This window comes from Burkholderia sp. AU33423 (genome assembly GCF_002223135.1).
Lineage (GTDB): Bacteria > Pseudomonadota > Gammaproteobacteria > Burkholderiales > Burkholderiaceae > Burkholderia > Burkholderia lata_D.
In genome coordinates, this window is sequence record NZ_NKFH01000006.1 from 59,676 (window position 1) to 75,959 (window position 16,284).

12 protein-coding genes and 1 pseudogene are annotated in these 16,284 nt (G+C 67.7%); 6 read left to right on the forward strand and 7 right to left on the reverse strand.

Annotation, left to right across the window (positions count from 1 at the left end; genetic code table 11):
* Positions 1 to 148: 148 nt before the first annotated feature.
* The gene (locus CFB50_RS18070) at positions 149 to 730 is read left to right on the forward strand and encodes an undecaprenyl-diphosphatase (RefSeq protein ID WP_089446764.1); all 582 of its coding nucleotides are present in this window, start codon (positions 149 to 151) and stop codon (positions 728 to 730) included.
* A gap of 26 nt (positions 731 to 756) precedes the next feature.
* Here CFB50_RS18070 and CFB50_RS18075 read toward each other — a convergent pair whose 3' ends face one another.
* The 3 genes from CFB50_RS18075 to CFB50_RS18085 form a co-directional block, all read right to left on the reverse strand.
* On the reverse strand, positions 757 to 981 hold the full coding sequence (locus tag CFB50_RS18075) for a hypothetical protein (RefSeq protein ID WP_089446765.1): 225 nt from the start codon (positions 979 to 981) through the stop codon (positions 757 to 759).
* A 173-nt stretch (positions 982 to 1,154) separates the two neighbouring features.
* On the reverse strand, positions 1,155 to 1,976 hold the full coding sequence (locus tag CFB50_RS18080) for a siderophore-interacting protein (protein WP_089446766.1): 822 nt from the start codon (positions 1,974 to 1,976) through the stop codon (positions 1,155 to 1,157).
* Between the two features lie 38 nt (positions 1,977 to 2,014).
* Complete coding sequence (locus CFB50_RS18085) at positions 2,015 to 2,725, reverse strand: PadR family transcriptional regulator (RefSeq protein ID WP_089446767.1); 711 nt, start codon at positions 2,723 to 2,725, stop codon at positions 2,015 to 2,017.
* Positions 2,726 to 3,532: 807 nt separating this feature from the next.
* Here CFB50_RS18085 and CFB50_RS18090 point away from each other — a divergent pair.
* The 4 genes and pseudogenes from CFB50_RS18090 to CFB50_RS18105 all read left to right on the forward strand — a co-directional run bounded on the left by CFB50_RS18090 (position 3,533) and on the right by CFB50_RS18105 (position 10,672).
* The gene (locus tag CFB50_RS18090; RefSeq protein WP_089446768.1) at positions 3,533 to 4,534 is read left to right on the forward strand and encodes an FHA domain-containing protein; all 1,002 of its coding nucleotides are present in this window, start codon (positions 3,533 to 3,535) and stop codon (positions 4,532 to 4,534) included.
* Positions 4,531 to 7,392 (forward strand): annotated as a pseudogene (locus CFB50_RS18095) (TOMM system kinase/cyclase fusion protein); the annotation flags it as partial. The gene CFB50_RS18090 and the pseudogene CFB50_RS18095, both read left to right, overlap by 4 nt.
* A gap of 131 nt (positions 7,393 to 7,523) precedes the next feature.
* A complete protein-coding gene (locus CFB50_RS18100; RefSeq protein WP_089446769.1) occupies positions 7,524 to 8,978 on the forward strand; it encodes an aldehyde dehydrogenase family protein in 1,455 nt (484 codons plus the stop codon).
* Positions 8,979 to 9,058: 80 nt separating this feature from the next.
* Positions 9,059 to 10,672, forward strand: coding sequence for a GMC family oxidoreductase (locus CFB50_RS18105; protein ID WP_089446770.1), 1,614 nt, complete (start codon positions 9,059 to 9,061; stop codon positions 10,670 to 10,672).
* Positions 10,673 to 10,750: 78 nt separating this feature from the next.
* On the opposite strand, the gene CFB50_RS18110 is transcribed toward CFB50_RS18105, so the two are convergent.
* Positions 10,751 to 11,638, reverse strand: a complete 888-nt coding sequence (locus CFB50_RS18110; RefSeq protein WP_089446771.1) for a SphA family protein — start codon at positions 11,636 to 11,638, stop codon at positions 10,751 to 10,753.
* A 421-nt stretch (positions 11,639 to 12,059) separates the two neighbouring features.
* Here CFB50_RS18110 and CFB50_RS18115 point away from each other — a divergent pair, with 421 nt between their 5' ends.
* The gene (locus CFB50_RS18115; protein ID WP_231937872.1) at positions 12,060 to 13,034 is read left to right on the forward strand and encodes a helix-turn-helix domain-containing protein; all 975 of its coding nucleotides are present in this window, start codon (positions 12,060 to 12,062) and stop codon (positions 13,032 to 13,034) included.
* 151 nt (positions 13,035 to 13,185) lie between these two features.
* Here the strand turns inward: CFB50_RS18115 and CFB50_RS18120 are convergent, their stop codons facing one another.
* The 3 genes from CFB50_RS18120 to CFB50_RS18130 form a co-directional block, all read right to left on the reverse strand.
* Complete coding sequence (locus tag CFB50_RS18120) at positions 13,186 to 14,277, reverse strand: porin (protein WP_089446772.1); 1,092 nt, start codon at positions 14,275 to 14,277, stop codon at positions 13,186 to 13,188.
* Between the two features lie 185 nt (positions 14,278 to 14,462).
* Entirely contained in the window at positions 14,463 to 15,185 is a 723-nt protein-coding gene (locus CFB50_RS18125) for an SDR family NAD(P)-dependent oxidoreductase (RefSeq protein WP_089446773.1), read from the reverse strand.
* A complete protein-coding gene (locus CFB50_RS18130) occupies positions 15,163 to 16,284 on the reverse strand; it encodes a 2,3-butanediol dehydrogenase (protein ID WP_089446774.1) in 1,122 nt (373 codons plus the stop codon). The genes CFB50_RS18125 and CFB50_RS18130 overlap by 23 nt, the downstream gene beginning before the upstream one ends.

Consider the following 16,284-nt stretch of genomic DNA (forward strand, 5'->3'; position numbering starts at 1 on the left):
TGCAGTGCAGGCTCTAAGTGCGTTCGCCGCGGCGGGCTTCGTCGCGCGCGGTCGTCTCATTAAGCATCACTTAAGCGGGTGCGCCTTAGCATCGTTCGTATCAGGCCGGGCAACCGGCCGATTTTTTACGCCCCACGCAACCGGATTCATGCATACCCTCAATCTCACCCTCTTTTCCGCCATCAACGCCGGGGTTGCGCCGCAGCCGGGCGTTGCCCGCCTCGCCATCTTCGCCGCCGACTGGCTCGTCTATGCGTTGCCCGCGATGCTGCTGCTGACCTGGATCTTCGGCGCGCGTCCGACGCGGCGCCAGGCGATCGAAGCCGGCGTCGGCGTGTGCGTGGCGCTCGCGCTCGCGCAGGTCATCGGACATTTCTGGTTCTCGCCGCGCCCGTTCATGGCGGGCGTCGGCACGCAGCTGATTCCGCACGCGCCGGACAGCTCGTTTCCGAGCGATCACATGACGTTCGCGTGGAGCATGGCGGTCGGGTTGATGCTCGGCGGCACGACCCGCTTCACCGGGTTCGTGATGGTCGCGATGGCCGCGGCGATTGCATGGGGACGTATCTATGCGGGCGTGCACTGGCCGTTCGACATGGCAGGCGGCGTGCTGGTCGGCACGGCCGGCGCGCTGGCTGCGCACCTGTACGGGCAACGCGTGATCGCGCTGCTCGAACGGCTCGGCGATTCGGTGCATGCCGTCGTGATGGGCCGCCGGCACGCGCCGTAAGCGGCAGGAGATCGGGCAGGACGCCGTCAGCCGGGCGTCTTGGCCGATTCGGCCGATGCGGACGGGCCACCGCCCGCATCGTGCAGTTCAGGGGTATCGGCCGGGTGTTGCGCGGCGTCGCGGTCGAGGGCGCTTTCCTTCAGGATCGCGCACATCGCGACGAACAGAGCGAGTACCACCGCGGCAAGGCCGCAATAGCCGGCGATCTTCAGGTTGCGAAGGAACGGCGAAGCGTGGCTTTCTTTTGTCATGACCGGGCGCTCCTGGGCGGGCTGCGGCGGCTGTCGCCCGACAGCGGCGTCGCACCCACAGATATATACCAGTCGCGATAGCGGTGCCAAGCCCGCTGGTGCGCCGACGCCACGATTGTGTCATCGGCCGCTCAACCTCGATCGGGTACCCGTTTGCCGGGCACCCGCATCCATCAGTCTTCCAGCGTTTCGTGCACGGCTGCCGCGCCGCGCTTCCAGTAGGCCGCCGCACGGATGCGCGATTTGTCGACGCCGCGCTCGCCGGTCAGGTGCTGGCGTACCGCGCGCATCGACAGCGCTTCGCCCGCCGCCCACACGTAGCCGTCGCCGGACGGCGGTAGCGGCAGGTCGCGCACGGCATTCAGCAGCACGTCGCCGTCCGCCGCGTCGGCTTCGGCGCGGAAGCGCCAGATTTCATGCACGTCGGCGTGCGTGTCGAACGAGATCTGCGCGGTACGATCCGCGACTTCCATCACGACGGCTACACGCGCGCCGGCCGGCAATTCCTCGAGACGCCGCGCGACCGCCGGCAGCGCCGTATCGTCGCCGATCAGCAGGTGCCAGTCGAAACCGGTCGGGACGACGAATGAACCGCGCGGGCCGCCGATGCCGAGCCATTGGCCGACACGTGCCTGGGCGGCCCACTGCGACGCGGGGCCCGGGTGGTTCAGCACGAATTCCAGATCGAGTTCGCCGGCGGCGCGGTCGAAGCGGCGCGGCGTGAAGTCGCGCGCGACCGGCTTCGGTTCGCCTTCCGGAAACTCGGGACCGTTCGTGCCGAGCGTCGGCAGCACGGGCCGTTCAGCGCCGGGCGGCGGGAAAAATACCTTCACGTGATCGTCGAACGACGCGGATTCGAAATCCGCGAGATCGGGGCCGCCGAGCGTGACGCGCAGCAGGTGCGGCGTCACGGCGTGCACGCGCAGGACTTGCAGCAAGCGGAACTTCAGGGTGTGGCGCACGCGGGTCACGGTGCGGTCGGATGTATTCTGCATCGATCCGTTCTCCTTAGGGTTTGAAGGGGCGACGCGGATTACGCGCCGGACCCGCCTTCGATTTCAGCCGTCGCGCGGCGCATGATGGCGGCGATGCGGCGCTGTTCGTCGGCGTCGGCGGCGCTCTTGTGCAGCAGCGCGCGCTTGAGGGCGAGGCGTGCCTCGACGAACTCCGGCAGCCAGCCTGCTTGCGCTTCGTCCGGCGTTTCGTTGCCCGCCGATTCTCCGGCGAACGCGCGGCGCATGAACTCCATCTTGCGCGCGAGGTGCGTGAGGCGCGCGAACAGCGTGTCGACGCGTTCGCGCTGCGCGTCGAGATGCGCGCGGCCGGCGTCGGTCAGTGCATAGCGCTTGCGGTTGCCTTCCGCCTGCGATGCGACGAAGCCGACTTCTTCGAGATACGTGAGCGCCGGATACACCATGCCGGGGCTCGGGCTGTAGAAGCCGTTCGAACGCGTGTCGAGCGCCTTGATCAGTTCGTAGCCGTGGCTCGGTTGCTCGGCGACCAGCGCGAGCAACAGCAGCTGGAGATCGTCGGAGCTGAACTGGCGGCCGCGCGGCATGCCGTCGTCGCCGAAATCGCCAAAGCCGCCGCGCCCGCCACGGCCACCGAACGGGCCGCCACCGAACGGATCGCCGCCGCGCCGATGGCGGCCGATCGCGTACCAGAGACCGGCGAACCAGTCAGGGCGCGCATGCGCACCATGACCGTCGCATCGGGCATGGCCGCGGGAAGGGGTGTGTCGCATGATCGAGTCCTATATGTCGTAAAACATATCTAAAGATATATATCGAAAGATAGGTCGTCAAGGGGATTTATTGGGGGCTGGATGGTGGGGTGAGGAGGGCCGCTTGCGGCGGAGATTGCCGTCGATGTGCGTCATCTGGCTCTTGGGCGAGTCGGCCACGACGATCGGACGGTCGATGCCTTGCCGGCTTCTGCAGCCTTCGCCAGCCGTTGATCGTGATGCAGCGGCGTGCCGGCATGTATCCGCGTGCCGACGACACCGCGAGACATTGGCCGTGATGGACCTGGGCTTCGCAGTAATTCACGTAATACGATCTATTAAAACACCGACGCTCATTATTTAAATCGTTTGAACTGTTTAATTTATTTTCTTTTGATCAAACAAAATTTCCGCGCCGGCAAAGGTGTTTAAATGCACCCCGTCATTCAATGTGCTTCTGCTTGACGCAAGCCTGCATTGGGTCGCGAGACGGTGAAGATTTTCGACCCTTTATATTTGAAGTGAGGCTTCGTTGAAAATGTAAAGCATTGCAATATCAAAGCGGGATTTGAGCATTTCGATTGCGACGCATGATTTTGTTTGGCAGGATTTTCATCAGGTTGCTCGGATTTAAAACAACAAAATGACCGGCTATTCAATCAGTCGAAATAACACACACCGGATGAGCAACGATTCGAAAGGAAGCTGACGAAGAAACTGGTAACGAGGCGGCGAACGGTCGACACCGTTCGCGATCATTGAATCAGTCGCTTTCCGGGCGTCGACGCGTTACTCGAGCGATCCGGGCGAAGCCGATACGGGGCAGTCATGGCGATACTCAAGAACGATTCTTCCGGAGAAGTGTGCCTGCTCCGCGCGTATCACGTGTTCGGCCGCGATGCCGCGCGCTGCGATACGGTCATCCGCGACGCGTCGGTGTCCCGGGTCCATGCCCATATCCGTTGGGTCGGCGGGCAATGGGAGCTCCACGATCACAGCAGCAACGGCACGTCGGTATCGGGCGTGCCGTTGCGCGACGGCGAGCACGCGGTGCTGCAGCGAGGCGACGTGATCCGGTTCGGCAGGGCGGGTGTCGCGCCCTGGCGCGTCGATGCGCTCGACGATCCGGCCGATACGCTATGGCCGGTACGGGGCGCCGTGCATCCGATCGTGCTCACACCGCGCCAGATCCTGGCTGCCCACGCCGCGCAGCCGGTCACGATCGTCCGTTCGCCGGCCGGCGATTGGCTGTGCGACGACACGTTGCCGCCGCGCGCGCTCCATGACGGCGATGAAGTGTCGACGGGCGACGTCACGTGGCGCGTGGCGCTCGTGCGCCACGGCTCGACGATGACGCTGCGCGCGCCTGCCGATCCGGCCGCACCGGCCCGATTGCTCGAATTCCTCGTCAGCCGGGACGAAGAGCACGCGCGTGCGCTGCTGCATGTTCGCGGCGGCGTGGTCGATCTCGGCGAGCGCGCGCATCACTATAGTCTCGTCACGCTCGCCCGCGCCCGCTCGGCCGACATGCAGGCCGGCTATGACGCGGCCACGCAAGGCTGGATCGAACTCGACCGGCTGGCGCGCATGCTCGGTATCGATACGTCCCATCTCAACGTGCAGATTCATCGCGCCCGGAGCCAGTTCGCGGCGCTGCCGGGGCTGGACGCGAGTCAACTGGTCGAGCGGCGGCGCGGCAGCGTCCGCTTCGGCGATTTCCCGTTCCGCGTCATGCGCGGCGAGCGCCTCGAATGCCAGTCGGTGCCGGGCGTCGAGCCGCGCATCGGCATGCATCGTCCGGTGCCGGATCAGCTCGTCCATTGCTCGTGAACGCGCAAGAACGACAGCCCGGGTTGCCGACCGCGACACGCGCACGTGTCGTGCCTCATGCGCGAGAATCGCAGCGGCCCGCCGCGCCTTTCGCGACATTGGCCGGCAAGCGGCATTACCGGCTCGGTGCGTTGCTCGGCGAAGGCGGCAGTGGCGTGGTGTTTCGCGCGACCTGCGGCGAGACGGCGCAAGACGTCGCGATCAAGCTGATGCGGGACGATGTCGCGCGGACCGAAGCCGAGCGCACCCGCCAGCGCATGTGCTTCCGGCGCGAGACGAGCCTGTGCGAGGCGCTGCGGCACCCGAACATCGTGGCGCTGCTGGACAAGGGGGAAGCGCCCGACGGGCGGCTGTTCGCCGTATTCGAACGCGTGCAGGGCCAGACTCTGCACGACTGGCTTGCAACGCAGGGGCCGCTGTCGGCCGTCGACACCGGACGGCTGATGACGGAGGTGCTCGATGCGCTCGCGGCTGCACATCGCCGCGGCATCGTGCACCGGGACCTGAAGCCGCAAAACATCGTGCTCGCGATGGCCGAAGACGGGCCGCATGCGAAGCTCCTCGATTTCGGGATCGGCGCGCTGTTGCCCGGCACGACCGATATCGCGCCCCAGGCGGCGACGCTCGCGGCCGAGGTGATCGGCTCGCCGTCATACTGCGCGCCCGAGCAATTGCGCCACGAACCGCCGACGCCCGGAAGCGACCTGTATGCGTGGGGCCTGGTCGTGATCGAATGCCTGACGGGCGAAGTCGTGATGCAGGGCGCAAGCGTGGCCGACATTCTTTATCAGCAACTCAGCCCGGTGGATGTCGCGCTTCCCCCGTCGATCGCGTCGCATCCGCTCGGCTCGGTGCTGCGGCACGCGTTGAACAAGAATCCGGCGCGGCGTGCCGCCTCGGCCGACGAACTCGCGGCGCAGTTTCGCGCGCTCAATTTCGCCGCGCTCGTCGGCCCGTTCGATGCCGGCCGCGCAAGCCGCCGCACACGGCCGCATCCGTTCGCGCCGCGCGGCGATGCGGTCGCAACGGCGGGCGAATACCGGCAGGTCACCACGCTGTGCTGTTGCGTGACGATCGCCGGAGACGGCCGGCAACGCCATGCGGGAACCGATCACGGCGCCCTGCTCGACCGCTACGAGGCGCAATGGCTGACGAAGTGCGCCGATATCGCCGTCGGCTATGGCGCGCAGGTCGACGAGCGGCTCGGCGATACGCTGCTGTTCCATTTCGGCCTGCAAGGCGATCTCGACTGGCCCGCGCGCCGCGCGGCGCGTGCGGCACTCGACATGGTGCGGGTGGCCGGGCGCGCGCGGTTGCCGGTACCCGCCGACGCCCGCGATGCCGTCGGCGGCGAAGGCTGGCACGTCGAAGTGGCCGCTGCGATTCACGTCGGGCAGGTTCTCGTGCATGCGGCGCAGAGGGCGGGCGGATCGACGCCGGCCGCCGCGTCACGGCTGTTGCGGCTGGCCGGGCCCGGGCAGATCCTGATCAGCGACGATGCGCGGCTCGCGCTCGAACGGCATGCCGACTTCCGGCCGACCGGGTTGCGGCTGGCACGGGCGGGCCTCGCGCCGCAGCCGGTGCATGAACTGCTCGGCGAGCGTCGGTCCGGCACGCCGTTCGATTCGCTCGACGGCGGCATGCGGGCGCCGATGATCGGCCGTACGCGTGAACTCGATGCGCTGCTGCGCGCGTGGCAGGCGACGCCCGCACACCATCGTCGTGCGATACGCAGCGTGCCGCGGCTCGTCGTCGGCGATGCGGGAATCGGCAAGTCGCGCCTCGTACACGGGCTGTGCGAGGCCGTGCGGACACAGGGCCACGCGTTGGCGCATTGCGGGTGCCTGCCGGAGCGGCAGAATCATGCGCTGTTTCCGATCCTGCGGTTCATCGGCGCGCATTGGCAACTCGACGCCGACAGTCCGGCCGACATCACGCATGCGGCGATCGACGCGATGCTCGCGGCGCTCGAATGCGATCGTGTGGCGGCCGGTGTCGCGCTCGCGACCTGGCTGGGGCTGCCCTGCGATGCGAAGGCCGTGAGGTGGCCGAGCGCGCGCGAACAGGACGCGCTGTTCGATGTGCTCGAGCAATTGATCGTGTCGCTCGGCAATGGCGCGCCGGTGTTGCTCGTCGTCGAGGATGTCCAGTGGATCGACCGCTCGACCGAGGATTTTCTGGCGTACCTGCAGCGCTCGCCGCGCGCGGCGGCGCTCTGCATAGTGCTCACGTCGCGGCCCGCCAGGCTCGCGCGCTGGCGTGGCGCGACCGATCGCCTGATACTGCGCCGCCTGCCGCGCGACGACGCGCGGCGCCTGATGTCGGCGCACCTGGGCCAGGGCGCGCTCGATCCGGCCTGGCTCGACCTGCTCGTCCGTCGTACGGCGGGTATTCCGCTGTTCATCGAAGCCGTTGCATGCGAGCTGACGATGAGCGGCGCGGACGGCTCGCTCGCGGGGCTGCGGACGATGGACCCGTGCCCGCTTCCGCTCAGTCTCGGCGGAATGCTCGGTCGCGCGCTCGACCGGATCGACGACGCGCGCGACACCGCGCAGCTCGCCGCGACGATCGGGCTCGAGGTGGATGCGCAACTGCTGGCCGCGGCCTCGCCGCATGATCGCGTCACGCTCGACGCGCATCTGCAGCTGCTGCTCGAAGAGCGCGTCATGTACGCGCAACATCGGCGCGATCGCGTGTTCTATTCGTTCCGCCATGCGTTGATTCGCGACGCGGCGTACGCGTCGATGCCGCCGGCCGTGCGGCGCGCCAACCATGCGCGAGTCAACCGCGCGCTGGCCGCGCAAGCCGATCGCGGCGCGGACGCACCCGCGTTCGGCGCCGACGAACACGTCACGCGCATGTGCATCTGAATCCTGCATTCGATGCACGGATGTCCCAGCGGCGCCGCAACCCGCGTCCTACAGTGGGCCAGATAGGCCGATCCGGCTTTCAGCGCGGGATCGGCGTTCGATCATCTGGAGACAACCCCATGACAGCCGAGTACACCCTTCAACACCGGATCGCGGGCGAGGCATGCGACGCCGCGCAGGGCGAGTGGTTCGAGAAATTCGAACCGTGCACCGGACACCTGCTTGCACGCGTGGCGGCCGGCACCGGCGCCGACGTCGACCGCGCCGTGCGCGCGGCCCGCGCGGAATTCGACGGCGGGCACTGGAGCCGGTTGCCCGGCGCGGCACGGGCGAAGCTGCTGCATCGGCTGGCCGACCTGCTCGAACACGACGCGGAACGCTTCGTCGAGCTGCTGGCGCGCGAACAGGGGCGCCCGGCCATGGAGGTGCGCATGATGGACCTGCCGATGTCGATCGACACGCTGCGCTACTTCGCCGGATGGGCGGACAAGCTCGAAGGCCGCCAGATTCCGACCGGCGGCTTCATGGGGCGCCCGACCGTCAACTACACGGTGCGCGAAGCGGTCGGCGTCGCCGGCCTGATCGTGCCGTGGAATGCGCCGCTGATGATCGCGTGCTGGAAGCTGGCGCCTGCGCTCGCGGCCGGCTGCACGGTCGTGATCAAGCCGTCGGAGGACGCGCCGCTCGCGGTCGGCGCGCTGGCGGACCTGGCGGTGCAGGCGGGCTTTCCGCCGGGTGTTGTGAATCTCGTGCACGGCATCGGCGCGTCGGTCGGCGCCGCGCTGGTCAATCACCCGGGCGTCGACAAGATCAGTTTCACCGGCAGCACCGAGGTCGGCCGCACGATCGCGCGCGAAGCCGGTGCACAGTTCAAGCGGCTGACGCTGGAGCTCGGCGGCAAGGCGCCGCAGATCATCTTCGACGATGCGAATCTCGAGCAGGCGATCGCCGGCGTCGCGATGGGGCTGTTCGTCAACCAGGGGCAGACGTGCGCGGCCGGCACGCGCGTGCTGGTGCAGCGCCGTCACTACGACGACGTCGTCGGCGCGCTCGCGCATGCGGCCCGGTCGGTCAGGGTCGGCACGCCGTTTAACCCGGCGACGCAGATGGGCGCGCTGATCAGCGCCCGCCATGCCGATCGCGTGAAGACGCATATCGCAGCGGCGCTGCGCGACGGCGCGACGATGGTCGCGGGCGACGAGCCGGTGCCGTCGCAAGGCTTCTTCGTGCGGCCGACGGTGTTCGCGAACGTCGATCCGGCGATGCGCATCGCGCGCGACGAAGTGTTCGGGCCGGTCGGCACGATCATGCCGTTCGATACGGAAGACGAGGCCGTCGCGCTGGCGAACGACACCGTCTACGCGTTGTCCGCCACGCTGTGGACCCGCGATCTCGCGACCGCGCACCGTACTGCCGCCCGTCTGCGGGTCGGCGCGGTCGCGGTGAACGCGTGGAGCCCGCTCGACGCACGGCTGCCGTGGGGCGGCTTCAAGGAAAGCGGCGTCGGGCGCGACCTGTCGCAAAGCGGGCTCGATGCGTACCTGGAGGAAAAGGTCGTCACGATCGCGATGTAGCCTCGCACGTGCCGGCACGGAGACCCCACAACAACAAGATCGCGGGCGTTGCTCGCCCGCCTATCCCATTCGACAGACACATGACTACTCAAGACCTGACCTTCGATTACGTCGTCATCGGCGCGGGTTCGGCCGGTTGCGTCGTGGCCGCGCGGCTGATCCAGCAGAACGCCGGTTCGGTGCTGCTGCTGGAAGCCGGCACGCGCGACGACAATCCGTTTCACCGGATTCCGGGCGGCGTGATGCAGGTGTTCCAGAAGAAATCGTGGCCCTACATGACCGACCCGCAACCGAACGCGAACGGCCGCAGCATGATCATCGCGCAGGGCAAGGTGCTGGGCGGCGGCAGTTCGGTCAACGGGATGATTTACATCCGCGGGCAGCGCGACGACTACGACGACTGGGCGACGCAGTGGGGATGCACGGACTGGCGCTACGACGACGTGCTGCCGTATTTCATGAAGGCGGAAGCGAACGAAAGCCTGGGGCCTGCGTATCACGGCCAGACGGGCCCGCTCCCGGTCAGCGAGAACCGTTATCGCCATCCGTTGACGGCTGCGTTCATCCGGGCCGGGCAGGAGATGGGGCTGCGCTACGTCAACGATTTCAACGGCGAAGTGCAGCAGGGCATCGGCTATTACCAGACGACGACGCGCAACGGCGAACGCGCAAGCACCGCGCAGACCTATCTGGCGTCGGTGCGCAACGACGCGAAGCTGAAGGTGGTGACCGGCGCGCTCGTGCACTGGATCCGGACCGATGCGGGGCGTGCGGTCGCGGTCGAATTCAGCGAAGGCGGTCATGCGCCCGTGTCGGTGCGCGTGCGCAACGAGGTCGTCGTGAGCGCGGGGGCGATCGGGAGTCCGAAGGTGCTGATGCTGTCCGGCATCGGGCCGGCGGAGCAGCTTGCGGCGCTCGGGATCGATACGGTTGCCGCGTTGCCGGTCGGCCGGAATTTCCACGATCATCTGCACATGTCGGTGCAGGCGTCGATTCGCACGCCGGCGAGCCTCTACGGCGAGAACACCGGGCTCCGGGCGATGCGCCATTTCCTGCAATGGAAGTGCTTCAGGAGCGGGCTGCTGACCAGCAACATCCTCGAAGGCGGCGCATTCATCGACACGCAGGGCACCGGGCGGCCGGACGTTCAGTTCCATTTCCTGCCGCTGCTCGACAACTTCGACAACACGCCGGGAGAGAAGCCACCGGCGAGCGAGCACGGCATGTCGGTCAAGGTCGGCCATCTGCAACCGAAATCGCGCGGGCGGGTGGCGTTGCGCAGCAAGGATCCGTCGGATCTGCCGAGGATCGATGCGAACTTCCTGAGCGACCCGGCCGACCTCGACGGCCAGATCCGGGCCGTTCAGGCCGGGCTCAGGATCCTGTCGGCGAAGGCGCTGCAGGCGCACGTGAAGGAAATCGTCGCGCCGGCCCGGATCGATCCGGACGATCTGACGGCGATCGAGCGATTCGTGCGGCAGGACATCAAGACCGTCTATCACCCGGCCGGCACCTGCAGGATGGGTACGGACCCGCAGACGTCGGTGGTGGACCAGAAGACGCTGCGCGTGCACGGCTTCGCCAATCTGCGCGTGATCGATTGCTCGATCTGCCCGCAGGTGCCGAGCGGCAATACCAATGCGCCGGCGATCATGATCGGCGAACGCGGCGCCGATCTGTTGCTCGGTCGTTGAAACGGGCGGCGCGGGGATGACCTGCGCGGCTTTCGCGTGGGCTTCGCGTCGGGCGACGCCGACGCGAAGCCGCTCACATCAGAGCGGAAACACGGCCTTGAGCCAGAACGCCGCCCCTTCCGGGCGGTTTCGCACATCGGTTTCCATCTGGTATTTGGCGGTCACGAACCAGCCCTTCCCGCTGTCGTACTTGATCGACGGCCCGATCGCGAACGCACGGCCGCGATTGCCGGCGATGGTCTGCCCGGCCTGTGAATCGTCGGTCATCTGCCGGTAGACATAGCCGCCCGCGCCGACCGTCAGCCCGTTGCCGAAACCCCAGCCCACCGAGTAGTCGACGATGAACTCCTTGCCGGACTGGTAGTCGGTCGCGTGGTTGCGCTGGTTGAAGGTCCACATCAGCTTTGCATCGAACACCGGCCCGGTACGGCCGCCGTACGAGATCCCCGCGATCGGCTGGATCGCCCAGACGTTTCGGCCGATGTTGGCCAGGTCGCTTTTGTCGTACCGGCCAGTCGGCGCGAAGACATCGACGGCGAGCAGCGTGTGAAGCGTCGGCGTGACTTGCCAGCCGAGCGCCGGCCCGAACGTCATGTCGCCGGTGCCGGTGCGCCGCTGCGATTGCCCGCCCGCGTGCACGTCGAGCGTGACGAGCGGAAGCAGCGCATGCATGGCCAGCGACGCGCCGGCAAACGTGTAGGGCGTGACCCACACGATCCGCGGCGTCACCGAATAGGCGGTGAGGCTGAAGTCCGGCGGCGCGACATTGCGACCGTCGTTGTCGCGCAGTTCGCCGGCGTGGTAGCGCTCCGCGTAGATCAGTGCATAGAGCCCCGGCGGCGGCAGTGCGCAGCACAGAAAGCCTTCCGCCCCGGTCGGGTAGACGGAGCCGCCGCCTTCGGTTGCGTGAGCGCCGTGCGCGACGACGAGCGCGGACAGCATCACGGAAAGGGATCGTCGTTTCATCGGTTGTCTCCTCCTGCGGCGCACGAGCGGCCGCCGTTTGTCTTCGGGCGGCGTGCGGGACGGCATGGGCCACGCGCACGAAGCGTGGCCGGAAGCCGGTTTCCGCCCGTCAGCAGGGTGCCGCGCCAGTTTCCCGCTCGCATGTGTTTGCGTGCAGCGCCATCAGGAGTGCGGTGCATCTAGGTGAAATCTTTACGGCGTCAGGTAGCGCTCCGGCCGTGCATGGGAGTTGTGCGAATGTTCTTTTGTGTCGACGCGCCGTACGCTACGAGCCGATCCCCTCTCATCGATGCCGGCCGGGCGCGTGGCGTCGCACATGACCGGAAGTCGGGCGAGTCGATCGCCGCACCCGCTGCTTGTGCATGCAGGCGGCCACGCAACGGACGTACTTGAAAGCCGGATTTTTCTGGAGGCGAACGTCATGATCGATTCGGAAGCGCATCCGCCGCTGCAGGCGGGCGGCGTGTCGTGCTGGTCGGAGCAGATCCGGCATCGGTTCTTTCCGCTGGAGCTGAACGCCGGCGCGTCCGGCGAATTCGACGCGAGCGTCGACGTGTTCGATCATGCGCGCTGCCGCGTGGCGCGCATTGCGGCCAGCGCGCATAGCGCCTCCATTGGGCGCGACGCCTGCAAGACGCTGAAGCACCGCTACGTCAAGGTGATCTGGCAACTGAGCGGCGTGGCGAGACTCGAGCAGGGTGCCAGCGAAGTGATCGTGCCGCCCGGGCATTTCACGCTGTACGAGGCGAGCAGCCCGTACTGGATTCAAAACGACGCATACGGCGAATTCGTCACGATGCTGTGCGAAGTGGCCGACCACGACGCGCTGCTGGCGTTGGCCCGGCAAGCGATCGGCCGCGCGATGCCGACGACGGGCGGCGCGGCCGTGGCGCTCGCGAGCCTGCAGGCGATGATCGCCGAGGGCCGGCGCATGAATCCGCGCAGCCGCTTCGGCGTGCTGGAACTGGTGGCGACGTTGCTCGCCGAGACCATCGATTTCACGGACGGCACGGCGCCCGCTTCGCGGCGCAAGATCCGCGAGACGTTGCTGCGCGACGCGCAGCAATACATCCATCGGCATCTGGATGACGGCGAACTCTCGCCCGATCGCATTGCCGCCGCATTGAAGGTGTGCCGCCGCACGCTTTACCAGGCATTCGAATCGATCGGCGAGCGGCCGCAGGCGATGATCCAGCGACTGCGGCTCGAGAAGTGCCACGAAGTGCTGTCGCAGACCGGCGCCGACGGGGCGAGCATTACGCGCCTCGCGCTGCAGTCGGGTTTTTCCGATCCGGCGTATTTCGCGCGCCTGTTTCGCCGGCGCTTCGGGGTCACGCCGTCGCAGTGTCGGGATGCGGCGATGCAGGACGGGGGCGGTGCGGGATCGTCGGGTTAGTCGCGGCGTGCATTCGTTGCGATTCGAACCGACTCGATCGGAGGATGGCCGGCAGCGTGTGACGACGAACGCGGCCGCGCGGGCCGGCACCGCGCCTGCGTCGTCAGGCGATCCGTACGCGGGTCCGCCGCCAGAATCCGCCGAGGCTGGCCTAGAACCGCGTGCTGAACCCGATCCGCGCAATCGACTGCAGCGCGCGGCTCGACGCGCCGTTCGCATCCATCACGCCGTTGATCTGTGCGTTGCTGCCGTGGTTCGCGCGCTGATGCACGCCCGCCACGTACACCATCGTGCGTTTCGACAGCCAGTACTGGACGGCGGCCAGGAGCTGGTGCGCGTGCGCGTTGCCGAGCGTGTCGTTGCCCTTCATGTACGTGTAGCTCGAGCCGATCACCCACGCCGGCGACGGCCGCCATGCGGCGCCGGCTTCCGCCGACCATGCGCCCGCGCCGTTCCGCGCGTTGCGTACGGTCGTGACGAGCGCCTTCCCCGTGACCGTACCGAGCGTGTAATGCACGCCCGCGCCCCAGTTGCGCACGCTGGTCGGCGGCAGCCCGTCCGTCGCGCCGTACTTCTGGTTCGTATAGGCCGCGCCCGCGCCGAACGGGCCGTTGTCGTAGCTCGCGCCGACGCTGACCGTGTTGTTCGCGCCGACCGACCCCGCGACGTTCCCGAAGCCGTACAGCGCTCCGAAGGTCAGGCCCGACAGCGACGGGCTCGTGTACTTGACCGAATTCGCGACGCGATTGCTGCCCGCGACGCGATCCCAGTCGAAGGCGCCGGTCGGGTTGTTCGGCAACGCGAGCTTGTCGAACGGGCCGTTGCGAAAGCCGTACAGGCCGACGAGATCCTGCGCGATCTCGTTGCCGCCCGCGGCAAGCGAATCGACCATGAACTCGTACTGGTTGCCGAGCGTCAGCGTGCCGTACCGGTCGTTCTGCAGCCCGACATAGGCGGTGCGCGCGAACAGCCCGCCGCCGATGATCGAGCCGTTGCCGAGCGAATACTGGTTGACGAGCCGGAAGATCGCGCGCGTGCCCGCGCCGAGATCCTCCTTGCCTTCGAAACCGAGCAGGTTCGGGAAGAAGATGTTGTCGTCGAACTTCGCGGCGCCGTGGCCGCCTTGATTGCTGACGTAGCTGATGCCGGCATCCATCAGCCCGAACATCGTCACGCTGCTCTGCGCAAACGACACGGCGGGAATGGCGCATGCCGCGAGCGCCAGAAAGGTCTTTTTCGTCATCTCCAATATGCTCCTCACATGTTTCCGATTGGATCGGATATTTTTGATTGGACTACTGATTGATTTGAACAAGGCTGGGCCGGACGAATTCCGGTTCAGCCGTAACCGAAGGAAGCCGGTGTGTGACGGGCATCGGCAGAAGTCGCGGGCCCGCCGATGCCTGCCGATGTCAGCCGAGCCGCGCGCTAGACCGTCGAATATCCGCCATCCACCGGCACGACCGCGCCGGTTACGAACGACGCGCCGGGCGAGCACAGGAACAGGATCACGTCCGCGACTTCGTCGGCCGTGCCCCAGCGCCCGAGCGGCGTGCGTTCGAGGATGCGCCGCGATGCCTGCATGTCGGCCATCAGGCCGCTGCTGAGCGGCGTGTCGATCCAGCCGGGCGCGACCGCGTTCACGCGAATGCCGCGCTCGGCCCACGCCTGCGCGAGCGAGCGCGTGAGCTGCGCAATGCCGCCCTTGCTTGCGCTGTACGCGGGGCGGTCCTTGCTGCCGAAGTACGTGTACATCGACGCGACGTTGACGATGCTGCCGCCATGCGCCGACAGCGCTGGCCGCGCGGCGTCGGAGGCCCGCATCACCGACGTCAGGTTCACGTTCAGCACGAGCTCGAACTGGTCCATCCGGTATTCGTCCGCGTGCCGGCTGATGCCGACGCCGTTGACGAGCACGTCGAGCCGCGGCAGGGCCGCGATCGTGCGCGTCAGCGCATCGCTGTCGGTCACGTCGAGTTCCACGCAGCGAACGCCCGCATGCACGGGCGCATGCGGGCCGCCCGCATCGAGCCCGAGCGCGACGACCGACGCGCCGGCTTCCGCGAACCGCATCGCCGTGCGCGCACCGATGCCCGACGTGCCGCCCGTCACGACGACGGTCTTGCCTTCAAACGCCCACTGACGACTCATGCTCGACGCTCCCGATGGTGTGTGCGCGACGGGCCGGCCGTTGCGCGGGTGAAACGAGGATCTTGATTTGCGCGCGGTCGGCGAGCAGCGCGTCGAAGCCGTCGGTGACGGCGTCTTCGAGCGACACGGTGCGCGTGACGATCGACGTGAGGTCGAGCGCGCCCGACGCGACGATGCGCAGCAGGTCTTCGTACGCATGCCGGTAGCCGACGCTCGCCGTGAAGGTCAGCTCGTCGTTGACCGCGCGGAACGCGTCGAAGCCGGCATGCGGCATCAGGCCGACCATTACGACGCGGCCGCCCTTGCGCAGTGCCTGCATCGCCGATTCGAACGTGGCCGGCAGCCCGGCCGCTTCGAAACTCGCATCGACGCCGAGCCCGCCCGTGGCCGCGCGGATCGCGTCCTGCAGCGCGGATGCGCCGAGTGCGCGCGCGTCGAACGTGTGCGTGGCGCCGAAGCGCACGGCCGCCGCGAGCCGTTCGGGCGAGACGTCGACGGCCACGATCGTGGTCGCCCCCTGCAGCTTCGCGAGCATGATCAGCAGCAGGCCGATCGGCCCGAGCCCGAATACCGCGCAGGTCTCGCCGAGCCGCAGTTCGCCACGCCGCAACGCGTGCAGCGCGACAGCCGCCGGCTCCATCACCGCGGCCTGTTCGAGACTCACGTCATCAGGCAGGCGATGCAGCATATACGCCGGCACGACCGCGAAGTCGGCCATGCCGCCGTCGCCCATCAACCCGGCGAAGCCCATCGACACGCACAGGTTGTATGACCCCGAGCGGCAATACGCGCACTGGCTGCAGCGATACTCGGGCTCGACCGCGACGCGATCGCCCGCGCGCAGCGCCGTCACACCGTCGCCGACTTCGACGACGGTGCCGCAGAACTCGTGGCCGAGCGTCAGCGGCGCGGTGCGGCGCGACAGCGGATGCGGCGTGTCGACCGGAATCGCGTGCGGGCCGTCCGCATATTCGTGCAGGTCGCTGCCGCAGATTCCGCAGTACGCGACCGCGATGCGTACGTCACCGGGGCCGACGCGCGGCGTGTCGATTTCCACGAGACGGACGTCGCGCGGACCATGCCATTGAAGTGCCCGCAT